The following is a 15,086-nucleotide window of genomic DNA, read 5'->3' on the forward strand; positions in this document are numbered from 1 at the left end:
TGCCCGACGCCGACGGGCACCCTCGAGCACCTGCGCGGACTCGACCTAGTCTGGACCAACGACGCTCGCACCACAGTCCAACACGGTGGTGTCGGCCCGCACACGCACACCGTCGCGGATATCCAGCAAGCATTCGCCCCCTGGCAAACGGCATGCGCCAACTACGACAACGACCCGTCGGAGTATCTCCGCCAGGCAAAGGCAGCAGCGCTGGTCGTCTGCACTGACCAGGCCGACTCGTAGGCACCCGCCACACCAACTTGACCCGCTTCTCGCCCGGCGTCACACAGCCTGCCCGGGGAGCGCGCCGCGTGGCCGGGTCAGCGTGTCCGTCGGCTGACGCGTGAGCACGTCATCAACACCCGCGGCCACCAGGGCTTCCCGAAGCCTCGGCACCACAGTGCGGTCATCCACCGCCAGACGAACCAATTCGGTGATCTCGTCGGCGTCAACCAGAGCACGAGTGCCGTTCCACGGCACACTCCACCTAGCCGTGCCCGCCGCGACCAGCGCTTGACCGACAGCGGCATACACCGCGTCGAACGACACGCGCGAACCGCCTGCCACCAGCTCGAGCACCGAAGCCAGGGTGACCGGCTCGACCGGCGCCATCGCCGCGGCGGCGCGCGCGTGGTGCTCCGCGATGTCGTCAAGCCACTCCCGCCACTCCAGCCGCCTCGCCGGTCGAGTGGCCCTGGGCGTCACCGACGGCAGAAGGGCGGCCGGATCGGCCAGCAGCTCCCCAGGATCCTCCGGCGGTCGGACCGGCGAGCCGGGCAGGCGGGCAAGCCGGTCCAGCCTGCGGCGCAGCGGCGGGTGGGAGTCGCGCCACCCGCCGCCCTCCGGCGGGTTCGCGCGGCGGCGGGCGACCCGCTCGCGGTACCCGGGGTCGGCGAGCATCGCGCCGAACGGGCTGAACTCCTCGACCGGGAGCACGGCCCGCCGGGCGGCGGGGGCGACGAACCGGGCCCGGAAGTCCGCCCAGGCGACCGCGGTGGCGTCGGCCGACCGCAGCGCGTCGGCGAGCACGGTCGCGCCGGTGACCGCGGCCGCGGCCCGGTCCGCGTCGACTTCCTGCCGCCTGCGCACGGCGAGCGAGACCAGGTCGTAGCCGAGGGCGTAGAGCGCGAGCAGGCCGCGCACCAGGAGGAAGGCGAACCCGTAGAGCCACGGCGCGACCTTGGTCCGGTCGATCAAGTCCCGCCGGACGGCGCCGATCGCCGCGTGGCCCCGGTAGGTGACGGCGCTGAGCCGGGTGTGCCCTCGAGCGCAGTGGCCGAACTCGTGGCACAGCACCGCGCGCAACTCGTCGGTGGTCAGCCCGACCAGCAACGGCACGCCCAGGTACAGCGTCCGCGGCCCGCGCAGGAGGCCCAGCAGCCGGGCCCGCTCGCTCACCGCCGCGTTGGGCTCCCCGGTGAGCCGGATCTCGGCCGGTGCCGCGATGCCGAACCGCGCGGTCACCCCACGAACCAGTACCCACAGCCCCGGCGCCTGCTCCTCCGACACCGCGACGGAGTCCGGCCGGGCCGCGGGTGGGCCGCTGGCAGTGATCACGCTGCGCACCATGACGGCCAAGGCGAATCCGAGGATGCCCAGTTGCAGGTAGCCGCTCCAGTCCAGGGTTTCCATGACGCGCGGTGAGGACACGAGAATGTGCAGCATCCTGAGGTAGAACCACACGATCCCGGCGACCAGCAGGTAGAAGCCGGTCAGCAGCGCCAAGGCCAGGACGGCGGCGACGAGGATCACCGCACCCCCACGTTGCGCCGGATCCGCGCCACGCCCGTGCCGTGCGCGGCGACGCAGCGGGCGAGCCACTCGGCGGTGGCCTCCAGCACGGCCTCGACGGGCTCCCGGTCGACGGCGTGCGCGAGCACCTGCGCCGGCGCCAGGCGGTCGAGCAGCTCCTGCTCCCGCACGGTTCCGAGTGACTCGCGCAGCGACTTGCGCGCGTTGAACACCGCCGCCGCGACGGTGCCGGGCCGGATCCCCAACTCCTCGGCGATCTCGCGCTGGGACATGCCGTGCAGGCACTGCATCACCACCAGCTGCCGCTGCCGCGCGGGCAACGCGGCGACCGCCGCCAACACGGCCTCGACCAGCACGGCCTGCTCGGGGTCGCCGCTGGTCGCCCGCCACGCCCGCAGTTCGACCGTGTCGAGCGAGAGCCGCCGCCACCGGGCCGAGGTCTTCCACAACCGCTGGCGCACCACGCGGTGCAGCCAGGCCTCCGGCTCGTCGTAGCCGCTGAGCCGGCCCCACCGGAGCAGCGCCTGGGCGTAGGCGTCCTGCACGGCGTCCTCGGCGTCGTGCCGGTTCACCGAGATCACCAGCGCCCGGGCCAGCACCCGGGGCAGCGACTCGACGAAGAACTCCTCGAACGACCGCTCCCGCGGTGAGGTCACCGGTCACCACCCGCCCGCACGACCAACACGCTGCCGCGCCGCCGGTCCAGCACCACCACCGGCCGCGCGGCGCGGGCCGCGGCGACCACGACGGCGGCCCGCGTCCGCTCCCGCTCCCGAGCGGCCCGCGACCACGCCGCCACCACCTGGGCCACAACCGCCAGCACCACCGTCACCGCGTATGGATCTAGCACGGGGCACCCCCTGTCCGATAGCGTCGGCGCGGTTCGCCGATACTCGCACAGGGAACAGCTGCCACACGGCGGAATCTTTAGTCCAGGAACCGACTTCCCCGGGGAGGCGCCGGATGCTCTCCCGCACCGACCTGGGCACCCTGGTGACCACCCACTACAACGACAACCCGGGCCGACGCCGCCTCGGGGTGACGCTCACCGTCCTGAGCAGCCTCGGTTTCGGAATCGGCTTCACGTTGTCGATCAACGGGGTGTACGGCTCCGTCACCGAACTGGTGATGCTGTTCGGCTGCGCCGGACTGGCCACCGGCGTCCGCTCACTGGTGCGCGCGGTGCGCGGCGGGAACGACGAGCGGTTCGCGGTGCACGCCAGGGGAATCGCCTACACCGGCCGGCGCGGAACATGCCATTGGCGGTGGGAGGACATCGCGTTCGTCCGCGTCCGCCGCAACCGGGTACCGGACCCGTTCGCCAGGTACACCGGCTCCCCGCTGGAGGCGGAAATCCACCTCCGCACCGGCCGCAGGGTCATCTTCGACGCGACGACCGACGCCGCCGAGTCGTTGGTGGCGGTGATCCAAGCCCACTGCGACCCGGCCCCGCGCCGATCGTGGCGAGAACGCGCGAGGTGGCTGTACCTCATCTTGGGCGCACTGGCGGTTATGGCCGCGCTCGTCGCGTTCGTCGTACCGGTGGTCGACGGCAGAGCGGGAGTGGTCACCATGGTGTGGGCCATCGGTGCGTGCGCGGGCGTGGTCGTGTACGGCTTGCTGATGTCCCTGCGCCGCGGCTGAGGTTGTCCATTGAGGACCCCGATGCTCAGCGTTTCCGGCGCAGCCTCCGCAAGGGCCGCAAACGAAGCCTCTCCGGGCGGCGGGGAGGCAACAGCTTCGACAGCAGGCTCCCCAACACGATGCCGAGCGCCAAGCCGCCGCCGCAGATGCCCGTCATCACGACGAAGTACAGCGCCCCGTCCTGGTGGTGCGGGTAGTCCGCCGCCACGACCGTGCGGCCGCTCCTGCCGCCGTTCCGACTGTGCCCCTCGTTGCGCAACTGGACCTCGACCGTCCCGCTCAACGGATGAGTCGAGTGGACCCGCCTGGCCACGGTGGTGCTCTCGCCCGCCCAGCGCACCTGCGCGTCACAGACCGAAGTCAGCCAGAGGCGGAGCGGATCGGCCGAGCACGACCGCACCTCGGCGGAACCGGTTCGGGCAACGGACAAGGCGTTGGTGGTGAGGCCGGTTCGACTTTCGACCGCCGTGAACACCCAGATCCCGGCGAAGAAGAAGAGGACACCGACGGCGCTGGCCACTCCCCAACGGATGTCGCGCAACCGAATCGGGGTTGAGGGTGTCATTGACGGGCTTCGTTCCCTCCTTGACCACCTTGGTGCCCATGTGGTCCAGTGCGCGACCGAGCCCGGAGTCGCCTCATTGTACGCCTTGAGCCCGCCCCACTGCGAAGCCAGTGAGTCGGCGGCTCTGGTGAATGTCCTGTTTGTCCGGTTCTCCCGCTTCCGAAACGCCGTGCTCGTCCCCTTCGGCGCGGTCATCAACGTTGCCCTGTCGGGTCGCTGGCGCGGCGAACATCTTCATCGACTCGATGCGGGACAGAACTCCTGGCGAGACCCGAATCGCCCACGAGAGGGCGAATGGGAAACCGTCGTCGTTCTCGGCGCGGCCGAGCGGCCCCGCCCCCCACGTGGAGGGCGGGGCCTGTGCCAACCACCAGCCTTTCGGCTCATTCCCCCTTGACGCGACGCCTCCGGCTCGCGAAGGCGAGTGCCGAGCCCGCGCCGAGTGCGAGGACACCGAGTCCGACCAGCCACGGCAGGCCCGAGACGCCCGTGGTGGCCAGGGATCCGGACTGCTTGTCGCCAGGCACCGGGCTGCTCGACGTCGGCAGCGACACGCTCGTCGTCGTCGGCGAGGGCGTGGTCGATGACGTCGTCGGCGAAGGCTGCGGTACGTAGACCCCGGCGTCAATGGTGTGGTCGACCTCGCCGGGTTCGCCCGGCGCCGTGACGGGCCCGGACCCGCTGCACAGCTGTCCGGTGGTGGGCGGGGTCACGTTGGAGTCGTGCACGCGGTCGTCCCCGACCAGTGGAAGGGTGAACCGCAGGTCGGCAGCGGCCGGTCGCCCGGCGACCTTGTCCGTGTTCGCCGTGCAGACAGTGAACTGCACCGTGTACTTCGCCCCCCGCGTCAGCTCGTAGGCCGCGCCCACGCCACCGAAGTAGTACTCGCCCGCCGCGTCGGTCTTGGTCGTGGCGACCTGTTTGCCGTCGGCGTCCAGCAGGTTGATCGTCGCGCCCGGCAGCCGCACGTCCCCGGGGTCCTGGACACCGTTGTGGTCGCCGTCGAACCACACCAGGTTGCCGATCTGGATGGGGGCGTTCGCGGTCTGGTAGGCGATGGCGCCGAGCCCGCCCGACTTGCCGAAGCCGCTCTGGTTCAAGGTGACGAACTCGTAGGCGTTGGCGGGGCCGTTGTTGCCGGGCCCCTGCCCGGTCTTGACGTCGTAATAGCCGGTTCCGCCGGTGCTGACGTGGATCGTCGGGTCCATCTGCGTGCTGACGACCCACTGCTGCCGCGGGATGTACGCGACCGAACCCTGCGCGGTCTCCTGGTGCGGCCCGCGGGTCGTGGGACCCTGCGGGGCGAAGTAGTCGCCCGCGAAGTACTCGACGACGCCGGGGCCTTCTTGTCCGTTGTCGGTGTTGCTCGCGTGGTTCGGGCAATCCCCGGTGCCCTCCCAGGCGTACCCGCCAGCGGGCTTGGCGCAGGCCATGGTGATGTCACCACCGGAGAACCCGTTCTCCACGCTGTTGTTGCCCGGCCGCGGGTCCAGCGCGCCCCAGGCCACCACGTCCATGAACCGGTCGCGGAAGCCGAGGATCATCGACCCGTCCCGCGCGAACGCCAGGCTCGCCAGTTGCGGCTGCGGATCGATCATCGCGCCGCCGCCGTTCGCGTCGTGCTTGTCCCAGGTGGACAGATCGGTGTTCCACGGGTTCCAGTGCCTGCCCTGCGCGCCCGGGGGAGTCCCGACGAGGACCTCGCCGCGCTCGAAGTCGAGCGGCTGGGTCAGCACCGTGGTGAACTGCGAGCCGTTGTAGGCGTAGACCACGGCTTTCAGGTCCGCGCGGTCCTGCGTGCTTTCCGCGCTGCACACCCCGCCGACGTACAGGGTGCGGTCGTGCGCGGTGACGGAGAACGGCCGCCAGTCGGTGAGCGCCGCGCAGCCCGGGTCCGGGATCGGCGCCACGGCCCGCGGCGCCGCGACCGCATTGCTCCTTGCGTCGAAGGTGACCAGCGTCCGCGTCAGCAGGTTCACGGCGTACAGCGCGGAACCGTCCTCGGACAAGGCCAGGCCGCCGATGCTCTCCTTGCCGGGCGCGCCGGTGAACCCACCGTCCTTGTTCAGGTCGGCGGTGTCGTGCGGCGTCACCGCGGCCCCCGGCACCTTGGCGAAGAGGCTCGGCGCGCCGCCGTCGAGCGGCACGGAGTGGATCGCGTCGCCGCCGTCGGGCCCGTAGAGGGTGTGCCGCCGGGCGAACGCGCTCTGGAACAGCCGGTGCCGGTCCTTGTCGTAGGCCACCCCGAACGTCGTCCCGACCTGGGCCTGGGTGGCGAGGTTGGTCGGGCACGCGACGTCGGCGGGACACGTGCCCCGCGTGTCCACCCCGAACGCCACCAGCGCCCGGGTGTTCGTCCCGCTCGGCCCGTTCTGGACCGGGATGAAGTACCGGGAGTCCGGCAGGGTGTAGTCGGCGGCGTTCCAGACCCCGGTGATCACCGAGTCGTCCTTGCCGTCGGACACGTCCACGAAGGTGGTGAAGCTGTCGAAGTGGTTGGTCGCCGTCGAAGCGGGCGCGGCGCGCAGGTAGTCGCGGTACGGCGCCGGAATGGTGACGTCGACGCGGTAGTGGCCGCCGACGAGAACGGTGGACGGCGGCACCACGACCTTTCCGGTCGCGTCGGTGCTGCCGTTGACGCGATGGCCCGCTGGGTCGGTGACATCGACCTTTATGCCCCGCTGCGGCACATCCATGGTCGCGTTGATGACACCGGTCCCGAAAAAGTCTCGTAATACCTGGACGGTCAAGGTGCCGTCCGCCGCCGCGGCTGCTGTTCCGGTGGTGATACCGACCATCGCACTACAGGCGAGTAACAGAACCGCTGATCCTGCCCGCGCCGGTCTGCCCACAAACGCCGAGGTTGCCCGGGTCATCGCTCTCCCCCTTGTGGAAGTCGTCGCGAACCGACACAGACAACCAGAATGGCGTCTCTTCGTGTGCTGGCGATCGGGTGAATCGTGCGGGTGAATTCCACAGCCTGTTAACGTCATGCGGTGTGCGGAGCATCCGAGTTCGGCAGCGGCTCTCGCGACACCGGTGGTCGACGCTGGTCACCATCGGTGTCGCGGTCATTGCGATGGTTGGTACGGTCGTATTCTTGACCGTTGGTTCACGTTCTACGCCGAGTGGTTCACGACCGTTGACGGCCGGTGAGGCAAATCGGCTTGCGATCACTCGGTTTCTCAACTACCAAATGGGAGGTCGCGCGGTGACAATCGCCGTGCCGACCACGGCAGGCGGATTGGTCATCACCGGATCCGTCGACTACCGCGCCGGACTCGGCTACGGGGTCGTGCGCGGCACCGGACGCGACACCTCGAGCGACGGATTGATCCAGTGGAGCACCACCGCCGTCTTCATCCACCCGATGGCGGACGCCCCGGCGGAGGCGCCCGCCGCACCGCCGGGATCGGGCTGGCACAACCGCCCACTGAGTACTTCCGGCAGTGCGCTGGACAGCGCGCTGCGCATCGCGCTCAGCCTCGGCAGCGACCGGCCGGACAACGCGGAACTGCTGCCGCAGAACGGTGCCAGCTGGATCGGCCACGACCAGGTGGGTGACCGACAGGTGGACGTCATGGCCGGACCGGGCGCGCGCGGCAAACCCGGCACCGCGGGCAACGTGCGCTACTGGGTGGACTCGGACGGCACCACGCACCGGGTGCGGGCGGACGTGGAGTCCGAGACGCAGCCGGTGGTCATCGACTTCGACAACCGGGCGTACGTCCCGGTTCGGCCTGCCCCCGGAGTCACCCCGACGCCGTAGTTCAGGACATCCGCACCAACGCGCGATCGGAGAGCAGGGACGCCGACGGCAGCGGGACACTCGCGACGTCCGGCAGCGCGGGGGTCGGCGGGACGACGGTCGGACCGGTGGTGGTGGCGTTCGGGAACTGCGGCTGCGAGGCGGGCGCGGCGACGTCGGTGAAGGGGATGCCCGGAGGCGGCTTCGGCGTCACCCAGGTGGCGGAAGGTGATTGCTCGGCGGCCGGACAGGCCGCGGTCTCGACCAGCCGAGCGGGCGCCGTCGTCGCGAGGTCGTTGCCGCGCAGGCAGTTGCCCCGTCCACGAGTGGCGGTGGGGAAGGTCCAGCCGACGTCGACGCCGTTGTCCGTGAACGCGTTGTCCGTGACCTGGTTGTCGTTGGGCGGTATGTCGGCCGTCGCGGTGATCACCAGCCCGGCGTTGGTGTTGCCCGCGACCCGGTTGCGGACGAACGTGTTCTCGCTGCCGCCATCCACCCCGATGCCGACACCCCAACCGCCGTCGGCCTGTTCCGGCGTCGCGGCCTGCTGGTTCGCCGAGACCAGGTTGCCCGCGATGAGCGCGCCCCGCTGCGGGAGCAGCTTCTCCTGGTGGTCGGAGTTCGTGGTGAGCCCCACCCGGTTGCCGACGAAGCGGTTGCCGACGACGTACATGTCGCCGCTGGCGTTGGTGCCCTCGTACCCGACCGCGTTCAGCTCGGCGACGTTGTCCCGAACCACGATGCGGCAGGGCTTGCACTGCCCCACGTAGATCCCCGAGTCGGGGGAGCCCGACGCGTACGAGTGCTCGATGACTCCATCCTGGGCGGAGAACGCGTATATGCCGTACAACCCGTTGCGCGTCGCGGTCACGTGGGAGACCAGGAACGACTTCAAGAGAGCGACCGGTTCGTCTCCGGTGTCGTAGCCGCCGTCCCCGGGCGACTCGGCCGCGGCCTTCGCCGATCCGGTGACCAGGACCCCGTTCTGCGTGTTGTTCCGCACGGTCAGGTTCTCCACGGCCACCCCGGGCGCGGTCACGACAATCCCGTTCGCCTGCCGCAACTGCCCGTCGACGACAACCCCGTCCCGGGACTCCCCGCGAACGGTGACGCGTTCCGTACCGACCTTGACCGACTCGCGATACACACCCGGCGCGACCAACACGAGATCCCCGGGCCGGGCCAGCGCCACCGCCGCGGAAACCGTCGGCGCGTCGGCGGGAACCCGGATGGTCGCGTTCGCCCCGTCCGGCCGCTTGTCAATGCCTGATCCTTGGTCCCCACCGCAACCCGTCAATGCGAGAACCGGAACCGCCAACACCACGGCAAGACCGAAACGAGGCATACCCCCAGTGTGGCACGACCAACGGATTCGCCCGCGACGGGTCGAATGTGGCACTCTCCACCGGTGGGCCGCGCCGCACAACCATCACGTCGCGCCTTTCTCGGCGCCACCGCGTTGTCCGCCGGGTTTGTCGCCGCATGCGATCCGAATAGCGACCGGTCGGACTCTCCTATCACGATCGCGCCGACGGGCCCTTTCCAAGCGGGCATCACAATCCCTCGCGAAGCTCAGCCCAACCTGCTGGCCGTGGTGCTCGATGTCGGCGACGACGTACCCGTCGGCCCGCTCCTGGCCGAATGGGGAGAGGCCATCCGCGCGCTGACTGCGGGAACCGACACGCGATTGCTCGGCCTGTCACCGGGCGACCTCACCGTGACCGTCGGCATCGGCCCCCGCCTCGTGCGCCTGACCGACCCTGCCCTGCCCGGCGCGGACGACCTCCCGGAGTTCCCCCGCGAACGGATCACTCCCCAGGCCCGCGGCGGCGACCTGCTGGTGCAGGTCTGCGCCAGTGACGCGGTTGTCCCCGCGATCGCCGCCACCGCGCTGCTGGCCCAGGCAGGCGACCGCGTACAGGAACGCTGGCGCCAGTCCGCCCACCGCGGCTCGACCGTCCCGGTGGACCAAGACCGCACGGCCCCTCGAAACCCGTTCGGCTTCATCGACGGCATAGTCGGCCCGCACGCACCCGCCCAACAACAGCGGGACCTCTGGCTGGCAGGCCCACCTCAAGTGGCACGCGCCACCATCGCCGTACTCCGCCGCATGGAACTGGACCTCCCGCGGTTCGCGGCATTGCCGGTCGCCGCCCAGGAAGCGATCTTCGGCCGCCGCCGCGCCACCGGCGAACCACTCTCCGGCGGCACCACGGCCACCGACCCGAACCTCAACGCCAAGACCCCGGACGGCCGCTACCTGATCCCCGCGGACGCCCACGCCCGCAGAGCCCACTCGACCGCCGTGGGTGTCGGCCTGATGCTGCGCCGCTCCTACAGCATCGACGACCCCGCTCCAGGTCTACTTTTCATCAGCTTCCAAAACACGCTCCGAACCTTCACCAACACCCTCGTCCACATGAACAACAACGATGCGCTACTGCCCTTCACCACCACGACCGCCAGCGCGACATTCCTCATACTCCCTGGATACGACCAGACCCACCCCCTCGGCACTACGCTCTACCCTCGATAGCGCCCGCACGACCAAGCCCCTCACGGCACGCGCCTGGCCACCGCTGGATTGCGGTCTCGTTGCCTGCGTCGGAGCTTGTCGGTGTCACCGGACTCGATTCGTATGCGGCTCTCGACCTTCAGCCCCGCTCTTTCGCGCAGGTTCGAGCCTTGAGCCAATGGCGGCCAGGTCAGCCGGGGCCAGTCAGTTGCCGTTGCTGGCGTGATACACGCTGAGCTCACCATAGCTCGACAGAGCGCCTGTCAGGTCGCCAGATCCCCTGCCCAGAACCGAATCCAGGAACGCGAGGCTCGCAGCGGCCACGACGCGCGGGCTTTCGGCGCGGCCCAGCGAGCCGACGATCGAGGGCATCGGCGGCAGGTACAGGGGACCGTCCATGAAGGTGAGGTGCGCGGCGCCGGGAATCGTGACTCGGTAGTTCGTCGCCGTGCCGCGCGTGAGCACCTCGGTGAGCTGGGGCAGGTACCGCGGATCGCTCTCCGAGGTGATGGCCTGGGTGAGCGCGAGCGTCGGCTGGGCGAGGTCAGGCGACAGGGGCCCGCGCGGGTAGCCGTCCAGATCGATGACGGCGTCGAACCGGTGGTCCTTCCTGGCCACCTGGAGCGCGGCGGCACCACCCATCGAATGACCGGTCGCGGCGACCCGGCCGGTGTCCAGGCGCCCGGCCAGCGGGTCGGCGCCGAGGCTTTCCAGCTTGGTCAGCGCGAAGCCGAGGTCGGCGGCCCGGATCGCCGTCCAGTCCTCGGCCAGCCGGTCGTCCTCGTCCCGGTCGCCGCTGGAGACGGTCGCGGTGCTGATCGTCCGGCCGTCGGCGAGCACGACGGCGGCGGAGTCGTAGGGGTGGTCGAGCGCGGCGACCACGTACCCGTGGCTGGCGAGTTCCTCCGCCCACGCGGTGTTCTGGGTGCGCACCCCGCTGGACCCCGGCGAGAACAGCACGATCGGGAACCGCCCGCCCTCGCCCGCCACCGGGGCGTCGGGAACGGCGTGGGTGCGGGCGCGCGGAACACCGTCGAACAGGAACCCCGGCAGGCCGACGCCGCCCGCGAGCGCCTCGGCGACGATGCGCGCCTCGTCCTCGGTGCGCCCGAGGTACTGGGCACGCGGTACGTCCGCCGGGCTGGCCTGCGCGGGGTACCAGAGCTGCACGACGACCGTGCGCCGGTCCTGCGGGTCGGGGGTGAAGGTCTCGGGCCGGTCCGGGTCCGTCCACTGCAGCACCCGGGTGCCGACCGCGTAGCCGCCGGTGAGCTCCGGGAAGACGGGCACGGGGAACGCCCACGCCGCCACGGGCCCCGTGGTGATCAGGCCGACGCAGACCACCGACCCCGGCAACGCCAGCCACCACCTGGCCCGCCGAGCGCGGTCGCGCACCAGCGGGAAGACGGCGAACGGCGCCGCGACGAGCGCACCCACCAGCACCGGCAGCAGCTGCCAGCGGATCCCCGTCACGCAGAGCAGGACCGCGGACAGCAGGAACACCACCCCCGCCGCGATGGTGACGCGTGGGCGCGCGGCGGCGGGCAGCCAGCGCGCCACCACCAGCACGACGGCGCTGAGCAAGGTCAGGATTTCCAGCGCGGACAGGTTCAGTCCAGTGATTGTCTCGGTCACCCGGCAATGTTCAGCGCCGGACGCGTGCGGCCACATCGCTCTCCGGACGCGCTCCCCGTGCCGCCTCCGGTGGCAATCGAGCCTCCCGGATCGGCGGTCGCACTACGACCGCGGGAGGTATCGGGCCTCCTCCCGTGGTCGCAATCCGGCCCGCCGCCGTCAGACGGTGGGCTCATGTGCGCGGGGGAGCCGTCGGCCTACCATCGTCGTGTGATGACCGAGCGGCGCTGGGCGTCCCGGCTGCCGCGGGCGGCGTGGGAGTCGGTGCTGCTCGCCCTTTTCCCGCTGCACGTCCTGACCACGTGGACACCCGCCGAGCTGCCGGTGGCCGTCGCACTCACCGTCGCGCTCACGCTGCCGCTGCTGTGGCGGCGCCGGGCTCCGCTCGCGGTGTTCGGCGCGGTGGCGACCGCGGCCTTCGTCCAGTTGCTTGTGGACGTTCAACTGCCCGCGGACGCCGCGCTGCTGGTGGCTCTCCACACCGTGGCCGCGACCTCGAGCAGGCGCGTCACACTCGCCGCCGTCACCGTCGTGGAAGTCGGGGCCGCCTTCGCCTGCCTGCGCTGGGCGACGGACGGCGCGTTCCTGACCCCGTTCGCCGCGCTCACCGCGATGGTCGTCGCCGCGGCCGTCCTCGGCGTGAACGCCCGGACCGCGCGCGCCTACCTGGAAGCCGTACGGGAACGGGCCGCCGCCGAGGAACGGGCCAGGATCACCAGGGAGATGCACGACATCGTCACCCACAACCTGTCCGTCATGGTCGCGCTCACCGACGCCGCCGTCCACGCGCAGCACCGGTCGCCGGACAAGGCCACTGCCGCGATGCGCCAAGTCGCCGAAACAGGTAGGCAGGCGCTGACCGACATGCGGCGCTCACTCGGTGTCCTGCGCGCCGAGGAAGCGGACGCGGCGCGCCACCCGCTGCCCGGCATCGCGCAGCTGGAGATCCTCACGGGCCAGATGTGCGCCGCTGGGCTCCCGACCGGCCTCGACATCGACGGCGGCCACGCGCACATACCCGCGACCGCGCAGTTGACCGTCTACCGCCTGGTGCAGGAAGCCTTGACCAACACCCTCAAGCACACCCCCACCGGCACCCGCGCGGAGGTCCGGATCGAGTGCGCGGCCGACACCGTCACGGTCGACGTCACGGACACCGGCCCACAGACCTCCCCCGTCACCCCCGCGGGCCACGGCATCACCGGCATGCGCGAGCGTTCGGCCGCCTACGGGGGAACCGTGCTGGCAGGCCCCCTTCCCGGCGGCGGCTGGGGAGTGCGCACCCGCCTCGCCTTCGGCAGCGCCCCGGTGGTGTCCACATGATCCGCGTCCTGATCGCCGACGACGAAGCACTGCTGCGCATGGCGTTCGGCATGATCCTGGAGGCGCAGCCGGACCTGGTACCGGTCGGCGAGGCCGAGGACGGCGCCGCCGCCATCCGCCTCGCCGCCGACCTGCGCCCCGATGTCGTCCTCATGGACGTCCGCATGCCGGGCACCGACGGGATCGAGGCGACCCGGCAGATCACCCGGACCTGCCCGCAGACCAAGGTCCTGATCCTCACGACCTTCGACCTCGACGAGTATGCCTTCGCCGGGCTCAAAGCGGGCGCCTCGGGCTTCCTGCTGAAGAACACCGGACCGCAGGAGCTGCTCACCGCGATCCGCACCGTGGCCGAGGGCAACGCGGTGGTCTCCCCGCGCGTCACCCACCGCCTGCTGGAGAAGTTCCGCCCCCACATCCCGGACGCCACCACCGCCGCCCGCGACGAGCGCCTGAACGGCCTCAGCGCCCGCGAGCGCGAGGTGCTCGTGCAGGTGGCCTCCGGCCTGTCCAACGCCGAGGTCGCCGCCGCGCTGAACCTCGCGGAGGCGACAGTGAAGTCCCACCTCGGGCGCATCCTGCACAAGCTCGAACTCCGCGACCGAATCCAGGCCGTGGTCTTCGCCCACGAAAGCCGCCTCATCCACCCGGCGTGATGCCCGTGATCGCCGTCGCGCGGCCAGGAAAGCGTCAGCCGGGCCCAAGAAGGTCTTGCGGATGAGGGGACGCCTTTACCGATTGCCATAGGTGGAGTCGTTCGGTATCGACGACTTCGCGCCGGTGGGCGAGTGGCCGCGGACGCTCGGGCGAAAAACCTCGCTCGGCGTTAAGGCTAATCGAGCCGGACAGACGTCGAAAGCCCCGGTGGTTGGCAACCACCGGGGCTTTCGAATCGCCGAAGTCCTTAGACAGCGAGGGTGGAGGCGGGGTCGCCCACCCGGGCCCAGCTGCCGTCACCGGAGGAGCTCAGGCGGTAGACGCCGGTGCTGTTCAGGCGGTACAGCGTGCCGTCGTTGGCAGCGGCGAACTGGTCGCCCGCGCCGCCCACGCTCTCCCAGCGGAACTGGTCCTCGAGGAAGCGGAACGCGTTGCCGTTGGACGGGGCCGTGGCGACGAGGTACGGGCCGCCGTACATCTTCCCGGCGGGGCCACCCACCTGGATCCAGTCCCAGCTGGTGCCGGTCCAGGTGAAGATGCCGCCGGTGCTCTGCCCGAAGATGTAGCCGGGCGCGGTGATGACGAAGTCCTGGCCCGCGCCACCGATCTTCTGCCAGGGGTTGGCGGGCTCGGCCGTGTAGATGTAGACGTCACCGTTGGTGGTGTTCGTCGCGGCGAGCAGGCCCTCGCCGCCCGCGATGAGCGAACGCGCCGGGCCGCCGATCTTGCGCCACTCGGTGCCCCACCACTCGAAGACGCCGCCCGCGCTGCGCCCGGTCAGGATTCCGGCGTCGTCGACGACGAACTGGTCGCCGGGGCCCCCGATCAGGTGCCAGGTGGTCGTCTCGTGCTCGTAGTAGAAGATGCTGCCGGTGGTCGGGTTCGTCGCGAAGACCTGCCCACCGCCCGCGTAGATCTGAGCGGCGGCGCCGCCGATCTGCGTCCAGCTCGTGCCGTCGTACATCAAGACCGCGTCACGGTTCGGCGACAACGCGTAGAGGGTGTTCTCGGTCACGGCCGCCGCCGCCGCGCGGGCGCGGGTGTTGGTGCGGGCGTGCTTCGGGAGGGTGTTGGGGGAGCGCGGCGAGACGATCTCGCTCAGCGAGCGCGGCGCCTTCTGCTCCGGTGCGGCAGTGGCGACTCCCTGGGTCGGCAGAACCAGCGCGGCCGCGAGCGCTACGGCCGCGCTGACGAACAAACGTCTTGACATGAAAGTTTCCCTCCAGATTTTTCGCCCACGTACGGGC

Annotated in this window: 13 protein-coding genes; 5 read left to right on the plus strand and 8 right to left on the minus strand. The window is 70.8% G+C overall.

Features of this window, described 5'->3' with window-relative positions; genetic code table 11:
• Window positions 1–282 precede the first annotated feature (282 nt).
• The 3 genes from V5P93_RS11145 to V5P93_RS11155 are packed head-to-tail and all read right to left on the minus strand — an operon-like array spanning window position 283 to window position 2,584.
• Window positions 283–1,752, minus strand: coding sequence for a M48 family metallopeptidase (locus V5P93_RS11145; RefSeq protein WP_104482500.1), 1,470 nt, complete (start codon window positions 1,750–1,752; stop codon window positions 283–285).
• Window positions 1,749–2,408: an RNA polymerase sigma factor gene (locus V5P93_RS11150; protein ID WP_104482499.1), complete on the minus strand. Its 660-nt coding sequence runs from the start codon at window positions 2,406–2,408 to the stop codon at window positions 1,749–1,751. The genes V5P93_RS11145 and V5P93_RS11150 overlap by 4 nt, the downstream gene beginning before the upstream one ends.
• The gene (locus tag V5P93_RS11155) at window positions 2,405–2,584 is read right to left on the minus strand and encodes a hypothetical protein (protein WP_181043840.1); all 180 of its coding nucleotides are present in this window, start codon (window positions 2,582–2,584) and stop codon (window positions 2,405–2,407) included. The genes V5P93_RS11150 and V5P93_RS11155 overlap by 4 nt, the downstream gene beginning before the upstream one ends.
• 131 nt (window positions 2,585–2,715) lie before the next feature.
• Here V5P93_RS11155 and V5P93_RS11160 point away from each other — a divergent pair, with 131 nt between their 5' ends.
• Window positions 2,716–3,396, plus strand: coding sequence for a PH domain-containing protein (locus tag V5P93_RS11160; protein WP_104482497.1), 681 nt, complete (start codon window positions 2,716–2,718; stop codon window positions 3,394–3,396).
• A gap of 25 nt (window positions 3,397–3,421) precedes the next feature.
• On the opposite strand, the gene V5P93_RS11165 is transcribed toward V5P93_RS11160, so the two are convergent.
• Together V5P93_RS11165 and V5P93_RS11170 are read right to left on the minus strand one after the other, a co-directional pair.
• Window positions 3,422–3,937 (minus strand): hypothetical protein, encoded by a 516-nt coding sequence (locus tag V5P93_RS11165; protein WP_374065839.1) that lies wholly within the window; start codon window positions 3,935–3,937, stop codon window positions 3,422–3,424.
• A gap of 407 nt (window positions 3,938–4,344) precedes the next feature.
• The gene (locus V5P93_RS11170; RefSeq protein WP_245931669.1) at window positions 4,345–6,657 is read right to left on the minus strand and encodes an SdrD B-like domain-containing protein; all 2,313 of its coding nucleotides are present in this window, start codon (window positions 6,655–6,657) and stop codon (window positions 4,345–4,347) included.
• A 515-nt stretch (window positions 6,658–7,172) separates the two neighbouring features.
• Here V5P93_RS11170 and V5P93_RS11175 point away from each other — a divergent pair.
• Window positions 7,173–7,730, plus strand: a complete 558-nt coding sequence (locus V5P93_RS11175; RefSeq protein ID WP_245931668.1) for a hypothetical protein — start codon at window positions 7,173–7,175, stop codon at window positions 7,728–7,730.
• Window position 7,731: 1 nt separating this feature from the next.
• Here V5P93_RS11175 and V5P93_RS11180 read toward each other — a convergent pair whose 3' ends face one another.
• On the minus strand, window positions 7,732–9,054 hold the full coding sequence (locus V5P93_RS11180) for a nitrous oxide reductase family maturation protein NosD (RefSeq protein WP_104482494.1): 1,323 nt from the start codon (window positions 9,052–9,054) through the stop codon (window positions 7,732–7,734).
• 45 nt (window positions 9,055–9,099) lie between these two features.
• Between V5P93_RS11180 and V5P93_RS11185 the strand changes: the two genes are divergently transcribed.
• On the plus strand, window positions 9,100–10,245 hold the full coding sequence (locus tag V5P93_RS11185) for a Dyp-type peroxidase (RefSeq protein WP_104482493.1): 1,146 nt from the start codon (window positions 9,100–9,102) through the stop codon (window positions 10,243–10,245).
• 183 nt (window positions 10,246–10,428) lie between these two features.
• Here V5P93_RS11185 and V5P93_RS11190 read toward each other — a convergent pair whose 3' ends face one another.
• Entirely contained in the window at window positions 10,429–11,859 is a 1,431-nt protein-coding gene (locus V5P93_RS11190; protein WP_245931665.1) for a dienelactone hydrolase family protein, read from the minus strand.
• A gap of 213 nt (window positions 11,860–12,072) precedes the next feature.
• Between V5P93_RS11190 and V5P93_RS11195 the strand changes: the two genes are divergently transcribed.
• Together V5P93_RS11195 and V5P93_RS11200 are read left to right on the plus strand one after the other, a co-directional pair.
• Window positions 12,073–13,182, plus strand: coding sequence for a sensor histidine kinase (locus V5P93_RS11195; RefSeq protein WP_104482491.1), 1,110 nt, complete (start codon window positions 12,073–12,075; stop codon window positions 13,180–13,182).
• Entirely contained in the window at window positions 13,179–13,838 is a 660-nt protein-coding gene (locus V5P93_RS11200; RefSeq protein ID WP_104482490.1) for a response regulator transcription factor, read from the plus strand. The genes V5P93_RS11195 and V5P93_RS11200 overlap by 4 nt, the downstream gene beginning before the upstream one ends.
• A 248-nt stretch (window positions 13,839–14,086) precedes the next feature.
• On the opposite strand, the gene V5P93_RS11205 is transcribed toward V5P93_RS11200, so the two are convergent.
• The gene (locus V5P93_RS11205; RefSeq protein ID WP_146108309.1) at window positions 14,087–15,049 is read right to left on the minus strand and encodes a tectonin domain-containing protein; all 963 of its coding nucleotides are present in this window, start codon (window positions 15,047–15,049) and stop codon (window positions 14,087–14,089) included.
• Window positions 15,050–15,086 lie beyond the last annotated feature (37 nt).

Source organism: Actinokineospora auranticolor (genome assembly GCF_041897805.1).
Classification (GTDB): domain Bacteria; phylum Actinomycetota; class Actinomycetes; order Mycobacteriales; family Pseudonocardiaceae; genus Actinokineospora; species Actinokineospora auranticolor.

Bases quoted from the DNA above. Each gene is read 5' to 3' on its own strand.
- V5P93_RS11195 (WP_104482491.1), top strand. From the start codon at position 12,073: ATGACCGAGCGGCGCTGGGCGTCCCGGCTGCCGCGGGCGGCGTGGGAG.
- V5P93_RS11185 (WP_104482493.1), top strand. From the start codon at position 9,100: ATGTGGCACTCTCCACCGGTGGGCCGCGCCGCACAACCATCACGTCGC.
- V5P93_RS11205 (WP_146108309.1), bottom strand. From the start codon at position 15,049: ATGTCAAGACGTTTGTTCGTCAGCGCGGCCGTAGCGCTCGCGGCCGCG.
- V5P93_RS11170 (WP_245931669.1), bottom strand. From the start codon at position 6,657: ATGGATGTGCCGCAGCGGGGCATAAAGGTCGATGTCACCGACCCAGCG.
- V5P93_RS11160 (WP_104482497.1), top strand. From the start codon at position 2,716: ATGCTCTCCCGCACCGACCTGGGCACCCTGGTGACCACCCACTACAAC.
- V5P93_RS11200 (WP_104482490.1), top strand. From the start codon at position 13,179: ATGATCCGCGTCCTGATCGCCGACGACGAAGCACTGCTGCGCATGGCG.
- V5P93_RS11180 (WP_104482494.1), bottom strand. From the start codon at position 9,054: ATGCCTCGTTTCGGTCTTGCCGTGGTGTTGGCGGTTCCGGTTCTCGCA.